At 60.3% G+C, this 18,381-nt stretch carries 15 protein-coding genes; 3 read left to right on the top strand and 12 right to left on the bottom strand.

The window, feature by feature from the left end:
- Positions 1–111 precede the first annotated feature (111 nt).
- Positions 112–504, bottom strand: a complete 393-nt coding sequence (gene rpsI / locus AC07Y2_RS24425; protein WP_039766266.1) for a 30S ribosomal protein S9 — start codon at positions 502–504, stop codon at positions 112–114.
- Positions 505–518: 14 nt separating this feature from the next.
- Positions 519–947: a 50S ribosomal protein L13 gene (gene rplM, locus AC07Y2_RS24420; protein ID WP_003228062.1), complete on the bottom strand. Its 429-nt coding sequence runs from the start codon at positions 945–947 to the stop codon at positions 519–521.
- A 244-nt stretch (positions 948–1,191) separates the two neighbouring features.
- Here rplM and AC07Y2_RS24415 point away from each other — a divergent pair, with 244 nt between their 5' ends.
- A complete protein-coding gene (locus tag AC07Y2_RS24415) occupies positions 1,192–2,232 on the top strand; it encodes an NADP(H)-dependent aldo-keto reductase (RefSeq protein ID WP_074690996.1) in 1,041 nt (346 codons plus the stop codon).
- A 50-nt stretch (positions 2,233–2,282) separates the two neighbouring features.
- Here AC07Y2_RS24415 and AC07Y2_RS24410 read toward each other — a convergent pair whose 3' ends face one another.
- The gene (locus AC07Y2_RS24410; protein WP_007956797.1) at positions 2,283–3,419 is read right to left on the bottom strand and encodes an acyl-CoA dehydrogenase family protein; all 1,137 of its coding nucleotides are present in this window, start codon (positions 3,417–3,419) and stop codon (positions 2,283–2,285) included.
- 246 nt (positions 3,420–3,665) lie between these two features.
- Here AC07Y2_RS24410 and AC07Y2_RS24405 point away from each other — a divergent pair, with 246 nt between their 5' ends.
- Positions 3,666–4,562 (top strand): GlxA family transcriptional regulator, encoded by an 897-nt coding sequence (locus tag AC07Y2_RS24405; protein ID WP_170844884.1) that lies wholly within the window; start codon positions 3,666–3,668, stop codon positions 4,560–4,562.
- Between the two features lie 62 nt (positions 4,563–4,624).
- On the opposite strand, the gene zapE is transcribed toward AC07Y2_RS24405, so the two are convergent.
- The 3 genes from zapE to AC07Y2_RS24390 form a co-directional block, all read right to left on the bottom strand.
- On the bottom strand, positions 4,625–5,719 hold the full coding sequence (zapE, locus tag AC07Y2_RS24400; protein ID WP_039766273.1) for a cell division protein ZapE: 1,095 nt from the start codon (positions 5,717–5,719) through the stop codon (positions 4,625–4,627).
- A gap of 90 nt (positions 5,720–5,809) precedes the next feature.
- The gene (locus AC07Y2_RS24395; RefSeq protein ID WP_074690995.1) at positions 5,810–7,165 is read right to left on the bottom strand and encodes a tryptophan--tRNA ligase; all 1,356 of its coding nucleotides are present in this window, start codon (positions 7,163–7,165) and stop codon (positions 5,810–5,812) included.
- 24 nt (positions 7,166–7,189) lie between these two features.
- Entirely contained in the window at positions 7,190–7,819 is a 630-nt protein-coding gene (locus tag AC07Y2_RS24390) for an alpha/beta hydrolase (RefSeq protein WP_103387040.1), read from the bottom strand.
- Between the two features lie 144 nt (positions 7,820–7,963).
- Here AC07Y2_RS24390 and AC07Y2_RS24385 point away from each other — a divergent pair, with 144 nt between their 5' ends.
- Positions 7,964–8,398 (top strand): Z-ring associated ZapG family protein, encoded by a 435-nt coding sequence (locus AC07Y2_RS24385; RefSeq protein ID WP_039766275.1) that lies wholly within the window; start codon positions 7,964–7,966, stop codon positions 8,396–8,398.
- 67 nt (positions 8,399–8,465) lie between these two features.
- On the opposite strand, the gene AC07Y2_RS24380 is transcribed toward AC07Y2_RS24385, so the two are convergent.
- The 6 genes from AC07Y2_RS24380 to AC07Y2_RS24355 all read right to left on the bottom strand — a co-directional run bounded on the left by AC07Y2_RS24380 (position 8,466) and on the right by AC07Y2_RS24355 (position 18,281).
- Entirely contained in the window at positions 8,466–9,197 is a 732-nt protein-coding gene (locus tag AC07Y2_RS24380; protein WP_007956806.1) for a YiaD family glycine zipper/OmpA-like lipoprotein, read from the bottom strand.
- 114 nt (positions 9,198–9,311) lie between these two features.
- Positions 9,312–9,956 (bottom strand): MBL fold metallo-hydrolase, encoded by a 645-nt coding sequence (locus AC07Y2_RS24375; RefSeq protein WP_074690994.1) that lies wholly within the window; start codon positions 9,954–9,956, stop codon positions 9,312–9,314.
- 101 nt (positions 9,957–10,057) lie between these two features.
- Entirely contained in the window at positions 10,058–12,793 is a 2,736-nt protein-coding gene (locus AC07Y2_RS24370; RefSeq protein WP_103387029.1) for a winged helix-turn-helix domain-containing protein, read from the bottom strand.
- Between the two features lie 187 nt (positions 12,794–12,980).
- Positions 12,981–14,345 carry a DUF1329 domain-containing protein gene (locus AC07Y2_RS24365; RefSeq protein ID WP_103387028.1) on the bottom strand — a complete coding sequence of 455 codons (1,365 nt, stop codon included), beginning with the start codon at positions 14,343–14,345 and terminating at the stop codon, positions 12,981–12,983.
- A gap of 27 nt (positions 14,346–14,372) precedes the next feature.
- Positions 14,373–16,262, bottom strand: a complete 1,890-nt coding sequence (locus AC07Y2_RS24360; protein ID WP_039766283.1) for a DUF1302 domain-containing protein — start codon at positions 16,260–16,262, stop codon at positions 14,373–14,375.
- A 336-nt stretch (positions 16,263–16,598) separates the two neighbouring features.
- The gene (locus AC07Y2_RS24355; protein ID WP_074690993.1) at positions 16,599–18,281 is read right to left on the bottom strand and encodes a fatty acid--CoA ligase; all 1,683 of its coding nucleotides are present in this window, start codon (positions 18,279–18,281) and stop codon (positions 16,599–16,601) included.
- Positions 18,282–18,381 lie beyond the last annotated feature (100 nt).

Below are 18,381 nucleotides of genomic sequence, written 5' to 3'. Positions count from 1 at the left end.
GTCTACGAATGTGGCAAGTTGTCACAGCGCAATTATTCAAGAAATCGCACGCATAAAAAAACGCCCGGTTCCGTGAGGAATCGGGCGTTCTTTTTGAACGTGGAAGCGAAATTAACGCTTCGAGTACTGCGGACGCTTACGCGCTTTACGCAGACCAACTTTCTTACGTTCAACTTCACGAGCGTCGCGAGTAACGAAGCCAGCTTTGCGCAGAGCGCCACGCAGGGTTTCGTCGTAGTCCATCAGAGCGCGAGTGATGCCGTGGCGGATTGCGCCAGCCTGACCACTTACACCACCACCGATGACGGTGACGTAGATGTCGAACTTCTCGACAGTCTCAGTCAGTTCCAGCGGCTGACGAACTACCATGCGGGCAGTTTCGCGACCGAAGAACGTGTCCAGGGAGCGGTTGTTGATGGAGATGTTACCAGTACCCGGACGCAGGAAAACGCGTGCGGTTGCGGTCTTGCGACGGCCAGTGCCGTAATTTTGAGTCGCCGACATAATGAACTATTCCGTTAAATCTTCAGTTCTTGGGGCTGCTGAGCAGTATGAGGGTGTGCAGCGCCCGCATAGACTTTCAGCTTACGGTACATGTCGCGACCCAGTGGGTTTTTAGGCAGCATGCCTTTAACCGCGGTCTCGATCACGCGCTCAGGGGCCTTGGCGATCAGCTTTTCAAAGTTGATCGACTTGATGCCGCCCGGGAAACCGGAGTGGGAGTAGTACATTTTGTCAGTGGTTTTAGCGCCGGTAACACGGATCTGCTCAGCGTTGATTACGACGATGTAGTCGCCGGTGTCAACGTGAGGAGTGTACTCAGGCTTGTGCTTGCCACGCAGACGGCTCGCGATTTCGGTGGCCAGACGACCCAGGGTCTGACCAGCAGCGTCGACGACAAACCAGTCGCGCTTTACTGTTTCCGGTTTAGCAGTAAAAGTTTTCATTCTTTATAGCCTCAGGGGCCGCCTGTAAATAAGACGGCGGATCTTACTGAATAGTGCGTACTTTGACAAGTCAAAGGCAGCCGGATACAGACGCTTTCGGGGGCTCGGGTCGGCGCGTCCGTTCAACGGCAAGATTCTTCGGCGGCGGGGCATCACTTCCACTGCAGAAAGAGGTCGGCAATTATGCAGATTGCGAAAAAAATTTCAACCTGCTTTTATGCTTGTTTTGCCCAAGGAGCACCCGATGGACTATCGCCAGCTAGGCCGTACCGACCTGAACGTGAGTGCAATCTGCCTCGGAACCATGACCTGGGGCGAGCAGAACACTGAAGCTGAAGCCTTCGCCCAGATCGAACGGGCAAAAGAGGCCGGGATCAATTTCCTCGACACCGCCGAGATGTACCCGGTGCCACCGAAAGCCGAAACCTACGCCACCACCGAGCGCTACATCGGCAATTACTTCAAGAGCCGCGGCGACCGCGCCGACTGGATCCTCGCCAGCAAGATCGCCGGCCCCGGCAACACCATCGACTACATCCGCGACAAGAATCTGCGCCACAACCGCCAGCACATCACCGAAGCCGTGAACGCCAGCCTCCAGCGCCTGCAAACCGACTACATCGATCTGTATCAATTGCACTGGCCGGAGCGCAGCACCAACTTTTTCGGACAACTGGGCTACAAGCACCAGACCGAAGCCAACCTGACGCCGCTGGAAGACACCCTCGAAGCACTCGATGAGCAGGTGAAGGCCGGCAAGATCCGCCACATCGGCCTGTCCAATGAAACGCCGTGGGGCACCATGCGTTTTCTCGCTCTGGCCGAAGCCCGGGGCTGGCCGCGCGCAGTGTCGATCCAGAACCCGTACAACCTGCTCAACCGCAGCTTCGAGATCGGCCTGGCGGAAATCGCCATCCGCGAACAGTGCGGCCTGCTCGCCTATTCGCCGCTGGCGTTCGGTTTCCTGTCGGGCAAGTACGAAGGTGGGGCGCGTCCGCCGAAAGGCCGCCTGAGCCTCTACAGCCGCTTCAGCCGCTATTTCAACCCGCAATCGGAAGCGGCGTGCAGCCGTTATGTGGCACTGGCTCGGGAACACGGTCTGGATCCGGCGCAAATGGCCCTGGCGTTCGTGAACCAGCAACCGTTCGTCACCAGCAACATCATCGGGGCGACGACGCTGGAGCAACTGGACAGCAACATCGCCAGCTACGAGCTGAAACTGTCGAAGGAAGTGCTGGAAGGGATCGAAGCCATTCACAAGGATCATCCGAACCCGGCGCCTTGATCCAAGACGAAGATCGCTCCCACGCTCAGCGTGGGAGCGATCACACTGCATTACAGCGACCGCGCAATGATCTCCTTCATGATTTCATTGGTGCCGGCATAGATCCGCTGCACCCGCGCATCCGCCCAGGCCCGGGCCACCGGGTATTCCCACATGAAACCGTAACCGCCATGCAGTTGCACGCACTCGTCGAGCACCTTGCATTGCAGATCGGTGCCCCAATACTTCGCCATCGCCGCCGTCGGCACGTCAAGTTTGCCTTGCAGATGTAATTCGAGACAGCGGTCGACGAACACCCGGCCGATCTGAATCTCGGTGGCCATTTCCGCCAGTTTGAAGCGGGTATTCTGGAAGTCGGCAATCGACTTGCCGAACGCCTTGCGCTCGCGGGTGTAATCCAGCGTCCATTGCAGCGCCGCCTCGGCTGAAGCCAGACCGCCAATCGCCACAGTCAGACGCTCCTGCGGCAGCTCCTGCATCAGATAGGCAAACCCCGCACCGGCCTGACCCAGCAGGTTTTCCTTCGGCACGCGCACGTCCTGGAAGAACAATTCCGACGTGTCCTGAGCCTTCATTCCGACCTTCTCCAGGCGCTTGCCCTTGTCGAAGCCCGGGGTGTTCGCCTCCACCAGAAACAGGCTGGTGCCCTTGGCGCCGGCCTTGGGATCGGTCTTGGCGACGACGATCACCAGATCCGCCAGGAAGCCATTGGTGATAAAGGTTTTCGAACCGTTGATCACATACTCGTCACCATCCAGCACCGCCGTGGTCTTGACCCCTTGCAGGTCGGAGCCGGCGCCCGGCTCGGTCATGGCGATCGCGGTGACCATCTCGCCGGACACCAGTTTCGGCAGGTACTTCTGCTTCAGCGCCTCGCTGCCGTAATGCAGGATGTACGGCGCAACGATGTCCGAATGCAGTGAGAAGCCAATGCCGGTCAGACCCAGCCGCCCCACTTCCTCGATGACAACCGCGCTGTAAAGAAAATCTGCGCCCAACCCGCCGTATTCCTCCGGCAGGTGCGAACAGAGCATCCCCGCCTCCCCCGCCTTGTTCCACAGTTTGCGGTCGATGTAGCCTTGTTTTTCCCATTGCCCATGGAACGGCACGGCCTCTTTTTCGAGGAATGTTCGTACGCTGTCGCGGAACAATTCGTGCTCGGAGCTGAACAAGGTTCTGGGAATCATGCGTCACCTTTTCTTTATTGTTTGAGGGATCAGACCTTCAGAGACTAAGCCTCGCTTCCGATACAGGACACTGGACACATCCGACAAAAAATAAGACGATCCAGCCGTCTGGTGACCACTTTCCCTTATAAAAACAAAAGTTGAATTATGTCCAAGCAAGTCTCCACGCCCTTGCGGCGCGTCAGCATCCTGGCGATCGACCGGGTTTTCGCTTCCACCCTCATGCAGGCCAAGGATTTCTTCCACCTGGCCAGCCTGCGTTACGGCAAACAACTGGGCCACGGCCTGACTCCGGCGTTCGAAACCCGCCTGGTCAGCCCCGACGGCAAACCAGTGAACAGCTTCAGTGACGTGATCATGCCGGTGGACGGCGGCCTGGAAAACGCCGACGTCATCATCCTTCCGGCCTTCTGGGACGATTTCGATACCCTGTGCCAGCGTTATCCCCAGATCCTGCCGTGGCTGCGCGAGCAGCATGCCCGGGGCGCCGTGCTCTGCGGCGAGGCCACCGGTGTGTTCTGGCTGGCCGAAGCCGGGTTGCTCAACGGCAAGGAAGCGACCACCTACTGGCGCTTCTTCAATGCCTTCGCCGAGCGCTTCCCGCAGGTCTATCTCAATCAGGACAAGCACCTGACCGACGCCGACAACCTGTATTGCGCCGGCGGCACCACCTCGGCCTGCGATCTCTACATTTACCTGATCGAGCGCTTCTGCGGCGCCAATGTGGCCCAAGCGGTGGCGCGCGACATTCTCTATGAAGTGCAGCGCAGTTATGCACCGGGACGCATTGGTTTCGGCGGCCAGAAACTGCACCAGGACGTGATCATCCTGCAGATCCAGCACTGGCTCGAAGAGCATTTCGCCGACAAGTTCCGCTTCGAAGACGTCGCTCGCGAGCACGGCATGAGCATCCGCAACTTCATGCGCCGCTTCCAGACCGCCACCGGCGACAAGCCGCTGCACTACCTGCAACGGCTGCGCATCGAGACCGCCAAAGGGCTGTTGTCCGGCAGCCGCAAGAGCATCAAGACCATCAGCTACGAAGTCGGCTACGACGATGCGAGCTTCTTCGCACGACTGTTCCGCCAGCACACCGAACTGTCGCCGAACCAGTACCGGCAGCAGTTCCAGCAAGCTGCCTGACGACTCGACCAGACACAAAAAAGGGCCTGCATCTGCAGGCCCTTTTTGTTTGCCGAATCCGCTTAAGGCTTGTGTGCCCGGGACAGGAATTCGTGGGATTGCATCTCCAGCAGACGGCTGAGGGTACGCTGGAATTCGAACGTCAGACGTCCGCCGGTGTACAGGTCTTTCAACTCGACTTCGGCAGAAATGATCAGTTTGACGTTACGGTCGTAGAACTCGTCGACCATGTTGATGAAGCGCCGGGCGATGTCGTCGGTGGTGACGCTCATCTGCTCCACGCCACTGAGCAGCACGGCGTGGAAGATCTTGCCCAGCTCGATGTAGTCGTTCTGGCTGCGCGGGCCGTCGCACAGTTCGCGGAAGTCGAACCAGGCCACGTCGTCGCAAGTGCGCAGGGCACGGATTTCGCGGTTCTCGATGATCAGCACATCGTTTTCCACTGCCGCCGTACATTCCGGGGTCAGTGCCTTGAAGCTCTTGCGCAGGCTTTCGTGAGCAGCTTCGTCGAGCGGGAAGTGGAACAGTTCCGCTTGTTCGAGATGGCGCAGACGGTAGTCGACGCCACTGTCGACGTTGACGATCTCGGTGTTCTGCTTGATCAGCGCGATGGCCGGCAGGAAGCGCGCGCGTTGCAGGCCGTCCTTGTACAGGCCGTCCGGCACGATGTTCGAGGTGGCGACCAGGGTTACGCCATTCTTGAACAGCTCTTCCATCAGCGTGCCGAGGATCATGGCGTCGGTGATGTCGGAGACGAAGAATTCATCGAAGCAGATGACCCGCGATTCCGTCGCGAAGCGCTTGGCGATGATGGTCAGCGGGTTTTTCTCGCCGCCGAGGGTTTTCATCTCTTCGTGCACACGCTTCATGAAGCGGTGGAAGTGAGTACGGGTCTTTTCCTTGAATGGCAGCGCTTCGAAGAAGGTGTCCACCAGGTAAGTCTTGCCGCGACCCACGCCGCCCCAGAAGTACAGGCCCTTGACCGGCGTCTGATCCTTCTTGCCAAACAGCTTGCCCAGCAAACCCGGCTTGTTCTGCTCGGCCGCGATCAGATCGTCGTACAGGCGTTGCAGATGACGCACGGCAGTTTCCTGCGCCGCATCATGGAAGAAGTCCGGGCGTTTCAGATCAGCTTGATATCGTTCTAGGGGCGTCATAATTCGTTAGCAAGGCAACAAAAACGGGCCGTCACTGTAGCGATGGCCCGTGGGAATGGCAATCGGCCCTTGGTCGGGCCGGCCCGTTGATTATTCCTGAACCGGTGTCAGAGCGATCCGCAACGCCTCGACAGCCGCATCCCGCGCAGCCACGTCGGCGAACGCCGGGCTGTCGCCGACGCACTCGCCTTCCAGCCACACGCTGAAGCCCAGGTCTTCGCTACGTACATCCAGCGCCTGACCCGATTGCAGCTGCTTGGTCACCTGACCGGCGGTTTTACCGTCGGCGAAGTTGCGCGACAACAGCAGTTGCTCGCCGTCAGCCGCCAGCAGACGGAAACGGAAGCTGCCGTCGTCTTCACGGAAGCTGACGAAACGTGCGGCTTTCGCGGCTTTCTTCTTGGTGGTCGCGGCCACCTGAACCTGATTGACGAAGGAGCGCAGGCCGACCGCTTCGCGCAGCTCGTTGAGGAACGGCGTCGCCACCGCACGGGCCTTTTTGGCGCCGTGTTGCAGGATGTCTTCCAGATCTGCCGGACGTTCGATCAACTGGTGATAACGCTCGCGGGATTCGCCCAGCTCGTTGTCGAGCAACTGGAACAGACGGTTCTTCGCCTCGCCCCAACCCAGACCGCCCAGCAGCTCGCTGCGGAACTCGTCAGCCTGCGCCGGTGTGGCGAACGCCTGGAACAGGGTGAACAGGTGCGAGTTGTCCGGATCTTTCGCTTCGCCTGGCGCACGGGAGTCGGTAACGATCCGTGAAATCGCGTCCTTCATGTCCTTGGCGCTGGTGAACAGCGGGATGGTGTTGTCGTAGCTCTTGGACATCTTGCGACCGTCCAGGCCCGGCAACGTGGCCACGCTTTCCTCGATCAGCGCTTCAGGCATGGTGAAGAATTCCTTGCCCTGGCCAAACAGGTGGTTGAAACGCTGGCCGATATCACGGGCCATTTCCACGTGCTGGATCTGATCGCGACCGACCGGCACCTTGTGCGCGTTGAACATCAGAATGTCCGCCGCCATCAGTACCGGATAGCTGTACAAACCCATCGTGATGCCGGCATCCGGGTCTTCGCCGGTCTCGACATTCTTGTCCACCGAAGCCTTGTAAGCATGGGCGCGGTTGAGCAGGCCCTTGGCGGCGACGCAGGTCAGCAGCCAGGTCAGCTCGGGGATTTCCGGGATGTCGGACTGACGGTAGAACGTCACGCGATCCACATCCAGGCCACCGGCCAGCCAGGTCGCGGCGATTTCCAGACGCGAGCGCTGGATGCGCAGCGGGTCATCGCACTTGATCAGGGCGTGATAGTCAGCCAGGAAGTAGAACGAATCGGCATTACTGTCGCGGCTGGCGAGAATCGCCGGGCGGATGGCGCCGGCGTAGTTGCCCAGGTGCGGGGTGCCGGTGGTGGTGATGCCGGTGAGGATGCGGGTACGGTTCGTCATGGGTAATCGCTTGTCAGACTGCAATCAATTCGAGAGACGCGGCAGGATCAGATCCTTGAGATCGGTCAGCTTGCCATGAAAAAAGTGTCCGCATTCTGCCACTTTCAGCAGCTCATGGGGGCGCTGGAGTTTGTCAGACCAGTCGTAGACCAGCTGCGGATCGATCACTTCGTCGGTTTCCGGCTGGATCACGGTCAACTCGCCCTGCTGCGGCAGTTGATCCTGCTCGCCCAGGCGCATCACCGCCGGCGCGACCATGAACAGATGCTTGAGCTGAATGCCTTGGGCTTCGAGACGGCCGCCGAGACTTGCTGCAACAAATCCGCCGAAGGAGAAACCGAACAGGGTCAGCGGCAGATCCGGATGCTTTTCCAGCAACCAGGCGGCAGCGGCCTGGGCGTCATCGACCTCACCGGTGCCCATGTCATGGGAGCCTTCGCTGGCACCGACGCCGCGATAGTTGAAACGCAAGGTGATCAGGCCGGCGTCGCGTGCTGTGCGCTGCAGGGTCGAGACGACCTTGTTGAGCATGGTGCCGCCCTGCACCGGGTTAGGATGGCAGATCAACGCGATGCCGCGCGGCTGCTCGTTGTCGAGGTACAGGCTCTCAAGTTGACCCACCGGGCCATCAATCAATACAGGGGTTTCACGCATCAGCAAGGAAGGAACTCCGTGACCTCGGATCGGGTCGACTCGTCTAGCAAATTGTCTGTGCCAGTCTATTGCGAGTGAATCGCGGTATACAGCGCAGGTTCGAGCCGTTAACGTAAAGCAAAGCCGTTTATAGAGGAAGGACTCGTGGAACACTCGCTCTTAGTTTGGTTGTTACCGACTCTTGCCCTGGTTGTGGGTGTCGCCATTGGTTTCCTGATCGCTCGCGTTGCGCCGAACGCCGCGCCAAGCCGCACACAGCGTCAACTGGACGATATTCAGGAACGTTTCGACAGTTATCAGAACGAAGTGGTAACCCACTTCAACAGCACCGCCAATCTGGTCAAGAAACTGACCCAGAGCTATCAGGAAGTGCAGGATCACCTCGCCGAGGGCGCCAACCGCCTGGCCCTGGACGAGCAGACTCGTCAGCGTCTGCTGGCCTCGCTGCATTCCGAAGCAGCACAGGCTCCACGGGAACGCCTGACGCCACCACGGGATCAGGAACCGCCGCGTGACTACGCGCCGAAGACCCCGAACTCGCCGGGCATGCTTGATGAGCATTACGGCCTGAAGAAGTAATCAGCCTTCGCGCCAACAAAAAGCCCCCGGACAATCACTTATCCGGGGGCTTTTTTGTACCTGACGGTTACGGGTACTGCTGAACCGTGCCCGGTTGTTGCTGACCACCGTACTGCTGGCCCGGGATCGCCTTGAGGTTGACCTCGACGCGGCGGTTCTGCGCCCGGCCGTTGACGTCACCATTGCTGGCAATCGGATTATCCGGGCCGGCACCGCGGGCGCTCAGGTTTGCACCGCTGACGCCTTGCGAAGTCAGGTAGGTGGCCACGCTCTGCGCACGACGCTGGGACAGGTCCATGTTGTGCTGACGGCTGCCGGTGCTGTCGGTGTAGCCGACGATTTCGATCTGGTTCTGGTTGAACTCTTTGAGCGAGTTGGCCAGGTTGTTCAGCGGCTGATAGAAGCTGGAAGCGATGTTCGCCGAATCGGTGGCGAACGTGATGTTGCCCGGCATGATCAGCTTGATCTGGTCGCCCTGACGCTGCACTTCAACCCCGGTATTGGCCATGCTGGCGCGCAGTTTTTTCTCCTGCTGGTCGGCGTAGTAGCCGTAACCGGCGGCCGATGCACCGACGACAGCCGCGCCGATCAGCGCACCCTTGCCGCGGTTGTTGTGGTCGATGGCGGCACCGGCCAGCGCGCCGGCCAAAGCACCGAGGCCACCGTATTTGGCGGTTTTGCTCATGCCCTGGGAGCCACCGTCGGCCTGACCCTGATTGTCATACGGGTTGGGCGAGGCGCAGCCGGACAAAACGGCCACGGCAGTAGCGACAATAATCAAACGACGCGTGGTGAACATGGAGTGCTCCTACATTTTGCATTCTGTGGTGCAGCGGACATTGGCAACTGGCCCGTGCGGGCGTTGGATCATGACAATGCACAAAAATTCCACTGGGCACCCGTGACAAAATGTTTAGGCACGCACAAACGGGTTCTCGCGCATTTCATCCCCCAGACGCGTATCCGGACCATGCCCGGCCACAACGGTCGCGTCTTCATCCAGGGTATACAGCCGCTGCTTGATCGATCGCACGATGGTCGCCTGATCGCCGCCCCACAAATCCGTGCGCCCTACTCCGCGACGAAACAACGTGTCGCCGGCTATCAACAGCTTAGCCTCGGAAAACCAGAAGCTCATGGAACCTGGCGTATGCCCCGGTGTGTGCAGCGCCACGCCACAGCCGCAGGCCAGCTCCTCGTCGTCGCTCAACCAGCGATCCGGTGACGGCACCGGGGTGTAGGGCACGCCGAACATCTGGCATTGCATCTCGAGGTTGTCCCACAGGAACTGATCCTCTTTGTGCAGGTGCAAGGTCGCGCCGGTCTTTTCTTTCATTTGCCCGGACGCCAGGAAGTGATCGAGGTGCGCGTGGGTGTGGATGATGCTGACCACTTTCAGGCCCAGAGCATCGAGCCGGGCCATGATCAGGTCAGGGTTGCCGCCCGGGTCGACGACGATGGCTTTTTTGGTAACTGGGTCGCCGATGATCGTGCAGTTGCACTGGAGCGGGCCGACGGGGAAGGTTTCGCGGATGAGCGCGGGATTTGCAGCGGTCATGGGGGATCCTGAACAGAAATTGAAGACAACGCGCAGAGGCCGATTTCCGCCATTTTACGTTGTTGGCTCGCAGGATGCCGACACAGCGCAAAACAGCAGATTCAGTTCAACACCCCCAGCTCTTTCGCCCGCGCCACCGCCTGCGTACGCCGTTCCACACCCAGCTTGCTGTTGATGTGACTGGCATGGGTTTTTACGGTGTGCAGCGAGATGAAAAGCTGATCGCTGATTTCCTGGTTCGAACAGCCCTGCGCGATCAACCTCAGGACGGCGAGCTCACGGCTGCTGAGCGATTCGGTCGTCGTGGATTCCGCTGCAGGGCGAGCCGGCGCTTGGGGGAAATGTTCCAGCAATTGCTGACCGGCAGCTGTCGGTGCAGTCAGTGACAGTTGCCCGCGCAACCAGTCAGCATGCTCTTTGACCAGCACATCGAAAGGCTGCAGGACGCCCCCGGACGCAGCTTCCAGTGCCTGACTCAACGCCTTGCGCGCTTCAGGCTCGCGTCCGGCTGCCAGCAGCAACGCCACTTTTTGCGTCAGTGCCATCACGCTGAGCAGTTGCCGTCCGGTTTGCTGGCCGTTCTCCAGCAGCACGTTCAATCGCCCTTCGGCGAGCATCGGTTGCCCCTGTATGACGTCCAGCAACGCCTGTTGCAGTTCGACGTGCAGCGGCAGCTGTGGATGAAATTCCGGCGGTGCCGCCGCGCGTTCACCGGTGTAGGTCTGGCCCAGTCGCGCCAGCCACGCTTCGGCCAGATCGATGCGCCCTTGGGCCAGCCACAGTTCGCATTTGACCAGGGTGATCATCGCCAGGTAGTAGATTGGCGGCACGTCCCAGATATGCATAAGACGTTCGGCCTCAGCCAGCTCGGCGAAGGCCTTGGCGAAATCTCCATTGTTTCCGTCCAGACGGGCGATCACGCAATGGCCGATCAGCACGCTGATGTCACGACAGGCCCTTGCTTCAGTCAGACCCGCCTGCAATCGCGTCCTTGCCGCCTGCGGCTGCAGCCGCATGGCCAGCAGAAAACCCTCATACAGCGTCAGTCGCGCACGCACGGCGTACAAACGCTGTGCGGACAATCCGCGCAGGCGCTCCAGCCCTTGGTGCACTTCATCGAGCGCGCGCAGGATTTCGCCGCGCGCCTGCAGGACGCGGGCACGATCATAGTGCGCCAGCGCCTCGAACAAGGGATTGCCGACGCGCTGCGCCAGTTCAAGCGACTCACGGTTCAAGCCCCGTGCACGCCACAGATCACCATCGGCAATCGCAAGATTGGACAGGGTCGACAGACACATCAGGCGCTGACCGTAACGCTTGGCCGGCAGGCTTTCCAGTGCCTCGCTGCAATACTCGATGGTCTGCTCGCGATGGCCCCGTCCACGGGCGATGATGCCTTTGAGCGCCAGCCATTGGGCGAGCATCGACTTCTGGGCGGTTGCCGATGGCGCCGGCAGAAACCGGCTCAGGTGACTGGCAAGTTCTTCGGCCGCGTCGAGTTGACAGGCCAGCCCCAACGCCCAGCTGTACAACACGATCAGGCGCGGGGTGCTGATCAGCAGGCTGTCAGGCAAGTCCATTTTCCAGCGCAGCAGCATGCCGACGTTCTGCTCGGCCAGCAGTTGTTCCTCGGACAGGTTCTGTACCAGATTGGCTGCGACATCCAGATGCCCCGCGCGCAGGGCCTGCTCCACCGCTTCATCCAGCAGGCCCTGGGCATTGAACCAGCGGCACGCGCGCAAGTGCAGCGTGGCGGCCGGGACTATCGCCCGGGTGATCGGCCGACTGCGCAACAGATCGGAAAACAGATGGTGATAGCGATACCAATGACCGTGCTCGTCCAGCGGCACCAGAAACACCTGATGCGCCAGCAGGAAACGCAGGATTTCGGCACTGTCGTGGGCTTCGCGCACAGCATCGCAAAGCTCGCTGCAAAAGCGCTCCTGCGGTGCGGTGTCATAAAGAAACGCCTGCACCTCGGCGGGCAGGCAGTCGATGACTTCCTCCAGCAGGTATTCACGGATCAGCCCTTCCCCGCCGTTCAAAGCCTGCGGCAACGCCGATTCGGTACCTGCTTCAGAAATCGCCAGCAACCAGAAACGCAACCCCGCCACCCAGCCCTCACTGCGCTGGATCAGGTTTTCCAGGGCTTCGCCGCGCAAGGAGCGGCTGTGGCGATCGAGTAACGTGAGGGCTTCGTCGTGGGTCAGGCGCAGATCCTGCTCGTGCAGTTCCAGCAACTGCCGGGACAGGCGCAGACGGGCCAGATGCCAGTCCGGGCGCTGACGGCTGGTGACCATGACCAGCAGACCATCGGGCAAATGGTTGAGGAAAAATTGCAAGCAACGATCGAGGACCGGCCCTTGGGCGAGGTGGTAATCGTCGAGTACCAGCAGCAGCGGCGAGGTCGGTAGCAGGTGCAGTGCCAGCTCATCGAGCAAGCCGTCGAGCCATTCTTCGAAGGCGAACGGCTGGTGACGCTGGCGCATTTTCAACAAACCGAGTGCGCGGCTGCCGAGTTCGGGAAAGTAGTCCTGCAGGCCCTCGAGCAAGCGTTCGAGGAAGCGTCCCGGGTCACTGTCGCGGGCGCTCAGCCCCAGCCACAAACTTTGCCAGTGCGCCGGCAGACTCTGACAGAACTCCACGGCCAGCGAGCTTTTGCCAAACCCGGCCGGGGCGCTGACCAGCAACAGACGTCCACCGAGCCCGGCTTGCAGGCGCTCGCAAAGTCGTGGTCGCAATACGTACCCATCGGGCAGCGGAGGACGGAAGAAACGTCCGTCCAGTGCCGCGACGGCAACGCTTGCGGGACCCGGAAGTGGGGACAGATCAGTCATGGCCGGCTCTTGTTCGTATGGCTGTTGGCGGCGTAGCAGATGCCCGCAGACTAGCCTTAAACGGAGCGGTTATGAAGGTCGTTGCTACAAATGGCTACAAAAAGGCTACGGAAAAACTGATAGCAAAAAAAACGCCCCGAACCAGTCGGGGCGTTTTCACGAGGATGCGGCCTCGGTTTACAGGAGCTTAGCGAACACCATCCTGACGCAGGGCGGCCGGAGTGAAGTCACTGGTGGTGGCGGTGAAGCCGAAGTCATACGCCGACTTCTCTTCGTTCTTCATGCCCAGCGCCAGGTAGCGGCCGGACTGCAGGTCGTAAAGGGTTTCCAGGGTGTACCAAGGCACCTGCACGTTGTAGTAGTTCTGGGAGTGGGCTTCCGCCACGCGCCACAGTTGGTTGCGACCATCGTAGTGATCGATCACGGCCGCTTGCCAGGTGTCCTCGTCAATGAAGAAGTCGCGCTTGGCGTAGATGTGGCGCTGACCTTCCTTCAGCGTCGCGGTCACGTGCCAGACGCGACGCAGTTCATAACGCGCCAGATCCTGATTGATGTGCCCGGCCTTGATGATGTCGGTGTACTTGAGTTTCGGATCGTCGAGCTTGTAGCTGTCGGAGGCGATGTACATCTCCTGCTTGCCCACCAGTTTCCAGTCGTAGCGATCCGGTGCGCCGTTGAACATGTCCAGGTTGTCGGAAGTACGCAGGCCATCCGCCGCAGTACCCGGGCCGTCATACGACACTTGCGGTGCGCGACGCACACGACGCTGACCGGCGTTGTAGACCCACGCCGAACGCGGTTCCTTCACCTGGTCGAGGGTTTCGTGCACCAGCAGCACGCCACCGGCCAGACGTGCCGGCGCGGTCACTTTCTGCTTGAAGTAGAACAGGATGTTGCCCGGGTTCGCCGGATCGTAATCCTTCATCTTGTCGCGGAACACGAACTGATCCTGGAAGTACACCAGACTGAACGAGCCGTTCGGTTGCGGCGTGGCCTGGGTCACCAGACGCGTCACGCTGCCGCCGCGATAGCGGGTGATGTGGTTCCAGATGACTTCCACACCGGTTTTCGGAATCGGGAATGGCACGGCGGTATCGAAGTTTTCCAGGCCGTTGCCGCCCGACACCAGGGTCGTGGTGGTGGCGTTCTTCTTGATGGCTGCGAACACGGCATCCGGCACGGTGGCACCGCGATGGGACGGATAGACCGGCATCTTGAAGGTGTCGGGATAGCGCTGGAACATCGCGTACTGGCCCGGCGCGAGCTTGGCCTTGTACTGATCGACGTTCTGCTTGGTGATGGTGAACAGCGGTTTCTCACTGGCGTACGGATCGGACAGGAAGCCTTTGCTGTCGACGGTGCCGGCATTCTTCGGCATCGGTTTCCAGGCCGGGATCGAACCGTCGGCGTTACCGGCCATTTCGGCGCCCATCGGGGTCAGGCTCTTGCCCAGCTTGTCCGCTTCGGCGGCAGGCACCGCCGCCATGACGCCGGTCGCCAGCAGCGACAGGCTCAGAACACCGGCGTGGAACAGACTCTTTGTTATTTTCATAAATTCGTTCGTCCTGAAATGCAGTGCTTAGAAGTTCACGCCGAGGCTGAGCGCCACGAAATCGCGGTCATCCACGGTGGTGTACTTGCCGTCGAAGAAGTTGGTGTACGCCAGGCTCGCGGTGTAGGTGTTCTGATACTCGGCATCGACGCCCAGACTGACGGCCTTGCGACCTTCCTCGAAGTTGCCGCCAGGGCCTGGCGAGTAGCCGCTGACGTCGTGGGACCAGGCCACGTTCGGCTTGAGGTTCACACCGGCGAAGACATCGTTGTATTCCCAGATCGCACGGCCGCGGTAGCCCCAGGACATCGACGTGGTGAAACCGTCGTTGTCGCAATTGCGGCTGCGGTTGTTCTGCGGCGAACCTGGTCCGGCGCCGTTGATGGTGCCGTTGTTGAGGATGTTGACGCAGGTATTGGTGGTACCGGTGGCTGGCAGCTCGCCCGGGCCATAGACCGGATCGCGGCCATAGCGCTTGTCGGATCGGCTTTCGAGGCCGCCCACATAAGTCATGCCCACTTCACCCACGAGGGTCAGACGGCTGGCGCCCATGACCTGATCGAAGAAGTGCGTGAAGGTGGTTTGCAGTTGAGTGATTTCCTTGCGCTCGTAGCCATGCAGATCCTGACCCGGCACGCCATTGAGCAGCGATGCGTTGGCGTAAGGGCCACCCAGTGGACGCACACCGGCGAACAGGATGTCGGTGGAGTTCAGTTGCACCGGTGCATTCGGGCGATAGCTGATCTCACCGCTCCACGCCGTACCGGTAGGCAAGGTGGTGGAGAAGCTCAGACCGTAGAGGCGGATGTCTTCAGGGTATTCGACGAAGTACTTCGAGTTGCCCGCGACCAACAGTGGCCCGAGCGCCTGAAACGGGCCTGGCAATGCGGCTACGGTGTTGTACACCGACTGCGGCGCACCGGTGGCACTGAAGATCGGCGCCCGGCTGTGGTAGTTCATGAAATAGGCACCGAATTCGGTGTCCAGCGGTTCGAACATGTACTTGAGGGACGCGCCCCACTGGCCGCTGTCGCGCGCATCGCGATCGCCGCCGCGCGGCACCAGCACGCCTTCTTCATTGACGTTGACGCCGTTGGCCGCCAATGGCCCCAGGGCAATGGCCGGGATCTGCGAGCGCTTGTTCAGCACCCGCAGGTTGTCGGTGCAACCGTCGGCAATGATGTCCGGCTGGGAGAAGAACGTACCGCAGTTGTCGACGACGGTCTGGTCCCACTCCAGCTGATAGAAGGCTTCTGCCGACAGGTTGTCGGTCAGGCTCTGGGACACGTAGAACATGTTGACCGGGATCAGGCCTTCCTTGATCTCGGCGCCCGGACGACGGAAAGCGGAAACGTCGATCGGGTTGATCGAGTTGATGCCGCCGCCGATGAAGGTACTTTCACCCCAGCTCACCACCTGTTTGCCCAGACGCACGGAGCCCGGCTGATCGGCAATCGCGTAGTTGTGGTAGACGAAGGCGTCGAGGATCTGACCGCCGGCGGACTTGGCGCCTTCCTTGCGGTTGCTGTCGCTGATGTCCTTGAACTCGCGGCTCTCGTCCTTCAGTTCGAAGTCGTACCAGTATTTGCCTCGGACGAACACGCCGGTGTCGCCGTATTTCAGTTCGAGGTCATGGATGCCCTTGAAGATCTTCGAGAAGGTTTCGCCGCTCTTGAAATTGGCATGGCCGTCGTCGGAAGTCTGGGACAGACCGTGACCGCCGTTGTTGACGCCGATGAGGTTCTTGTTCGGGCTCTGGGTGGACCAGCTGGCACCGATCGACAGGGAGGAGTCGAACTGGCCTTCGATTTCACCGACGTTGAAACTGACGCCGAATGCGGGCCCGGCGAGCGAAGAAGCAAGACTGACGGCCAGAGGCAGCTTTGCCCGGCGCCAGAACTGGTTTACTGAGGTCATCGACGCTACTCCATGTGCATTATTGTTATGGCAGTGAGTACTTTTAAAAACGCCTGAAGGACCGGGTGCCAGAGGCTTCCCGAAATCGCTTCAATGTTGCATCGCCCCGTTTGTGCGTGTGCCCCGTTCTTAAAAATCCTTGAGCGGACTATAGCCAGCAGGTGGTACTGCTTGATCCCTCTAAAGTGTGATTTGCAGCTGCCGGCCACTCTGGAACAGTCCTTTCGCCAGTCCGACACATGTCGGCACGGCAAGGATGGCTGAAAATTCGAATTTCACAAGCCAAGCGCTTGCTTGGTGGGTCTGGCGCGCCGTTTTCGGCGCGCCAGCGGACGCTCAGAGCGTCGAGAGGAAGGTGCTGTTGTTGGCCTGCCATTCGGTGATGTCGAGGCGGATGCGCTTCTTGTCGAGCTTGCCGACACTGGTCTTGGGAATTTCAGTAACAAGCGCGATCTGGCTTGGTATCGCCCACTTGCTCAAGTGCCCCAGTTCAACGAACGGCTTGAGGTGTTCCTTCAGCTCGCGCGCCCCGATGGCGTGACCTTCACGAACCACCAGCAAGGCAAACGGACGCTCGCCCCACTGCGGATCGGCGATCCCCACCACTGCTACTTCACGTACCGCGACGTGACGACTGATCAGGTCTTCGAGGTCCAGCGAGGAGATCCATTCGCCGCCGGTCTTGATCACGTCCTTGATCCGGTCGCGGATGTCGATCACACCCATGGCGTCGAGCGTCGCCACGTCGCCTGTGTGCAGCCAGCCGCCGGCCCACAGCTCGGCGCCCTTCTGCGGTTCGTTGAAATAGCCTTCTGTCAGCCACGGTGCGCGCAGTACCAGTTCGCCCTGGGTCTCGCCGTCGGCCGGGAGAAAATTGCCTTCGGTATCGACGATCGCCGCTTCGACCAATGGCCCCGGCACGCCGGCCTTGATCCGATAGGTGGTGCGCTCGTCTTCGGTGCCCGCCATCAACTCATCATTCAGATGCGCGCACGAAACCAGGGGCCCGGTTTCCGACATGCCGTAAGCAGCCGTCAGTTGAATGCCCTTGCTCTTGGCCGTTTCGTAAAGCGTGCGATTGAGCGCACTGCCGCCGATGACGATTTTCCAGCCGCCGAAATCGGTGCCCTGCGCGCCCTTGGCATTGAGCACCATCTGCAGGATGGTCGGCACGCAATGGGAGAACGTGACCTTTTCCTTGCGCCACAACTCGACCAGGAATTCCGGGTCATAACGCCCCGGATAAACCTGCTTGAGCCCGAGCATGGTCGCCACATACGGCAGACCCCACGCATGCACGTGGAACATCGGGGTGATCGGCATGTACACGTCGTTGGTGCCCAGCAGCCGCACGCTGTCGATGGCGCCCATGATGGTCGACACGCCCATGGTGTGCAGCACCAGTTGCCGATGGGTGAAGTACACGCCTTTCGGATTGCCGGTGGTGCCCGTGGTGTAGAACGTGGTGGCGACCGAGTTCTCGTCGAAATCCTGAAAGTCGTACTGCGGACTCGCGGCCGCCAGCAGTTGCTCGTATTCGCCCACCAGGTTCGGCAGATCGGCGGTTTTATCCGGCAGATCGGTCAGCAGCAGGGTTTTCTCCACCGTGGACAGGTGTGGCGCAATAGCCTGGTACAGCCCGACGAACTCGCTGTTGACCAGCACGAAGCGGTCCTCGGCGTGGTTCATGGTGTAGAGGATCTGCTCCGGCGACAGGCGCACGTTGATGGTGTGGATCACCGCGCCGATCATCGGAATCGCAAACATGCACTCCAGGTATCGATGGCTGTCCCAGTCCATCACCGCCACGGTGTCACCGGCCTTGACCCCGGCCGCCGTCAGTACGTTGGCCAGCCGCGCGACCCGCTCGATCAGGGTCGGGTAGCTGTAGCGCAGCTGGTCACGGTAGATGATCTCGCGGGTTTTCTCGTAACGGGCACCGGACATCAGCAGCCGTTTAATCAGCAGTGGATACTGGTACGCCCCTTCGGCGGGCGGAATGACGCGAGTCTGCAACATAAGAATCCCTTTTCTGACTGCACGGTGTTGGCTTTGGAGTTTCGTACTCTAGAACCGTTATACGTCAGCCAAATCAGCCAAAGGAATGATTTGCAGAGCC

It is taken from the genome of Pseudomonas sp. GW456-12-1-14-TSB6 (assembly GCF_059424205.1).
This window is presented reverse-complemented; position numbering and strand designations above follow the sequence as displayed.

Excerpts from the sequence above, each read along its gene's own strand:
- rpsI (WP_039766266.1), bottom strand. The coding sequence starts at position 504 with ATGTCGGCGACTCAAAATTACGGCACTGGCCGTCGCAAGACCGCAACC.
- rplM (WP_003228062.1), bottom strand. The coding sequence starts at position 947 with ATGAAAACTTTTACTGCTAAACCGGAAACAGTAAAGCGCGACTGGTTT.
- AC07Y2_RS24415 (WP_074690996.1), top strand. The coding sequence starts at position 1,192 with ATGGACTATCGCCAGCTAGGCCGTACCGACCTGAACGTGAGTGCAATC.
- AC07Y2_RS24410 (WP_007956797.1), bottom strand. The coding sequence starts at position 3,419 with ATGATTCCCAGAACCTTGTTCAGCTCCGAGCACGAATTGTTCCGCGAC.
- zapE (WP_039766273.1), bottom strand. The coding sequence starts at position 5,719 with ATGACGCCCCTAGAACGATATCAAGCTGATCTGAAACGCCCGGACTTC.
- AC07Y2_RS24395 (WP_074690995.1), bottom strand. The coding sequence starts at position 7,165 with ATGACGAACCGTACCCGCATCCTCACCGGCATCACCACCACCGGCACC.
- AC07Y2_RS24390 (WP_103387040.1), bottom strand. The coding sequence starts at position 7,819 with ATGCGTGAAACCCCTGTATTGATTGATGGCCCGGTGGGTCAACTTGAG.
- AC07Y2_RS24380 (WP_007956806.1), bottom strand. The coding sequence starts at position 9,197 with ATGTTCACCACGCGTCGTTTGATTATTGTCGCTACTGCCGTGGCCGTT.
- AC07Y2_RS24375 (WP_074690994.1), bottom strand. The coding sequence starts at position 9,956 with ATGACCGCTGCAAATCCCGCGCTCATCCGCGAAACCTTCCCCGTCGGC.
- AC07Y2_RS24370 (WP_103387029.1), bottom strand. The coding sequence starts at position 12,793 with ATGACTGATCTGTCCCCACTTCCGGGTCCCGCAAGCGTTGCCGTCGCG.
- AC07Y2_RS24365 (WP_103387028.1), bottom strand. The coding sequence starts at position 14,345 with ATGAAAATAACAAAGAGTCTGTTCCACGCCGGTGTTCTGAGCCTGTCG.
- AC07Y2_RS24360 (WP_039766283.1), bottom strand. The coding sequence starts at position 16,262 with ATGACCTCAGTAAACCAGTTCTGGCGCCGGGCAAAGCTGCCTCTGGCC.
- AC07Y2_RS24355 (WP_074690993.1), bottom strand. The coding sequence starts at position 18,281 with ATGTTGCAGACTCGCGTCATTCCGCCCGCCGAAGGGGCGTACCAGTAT.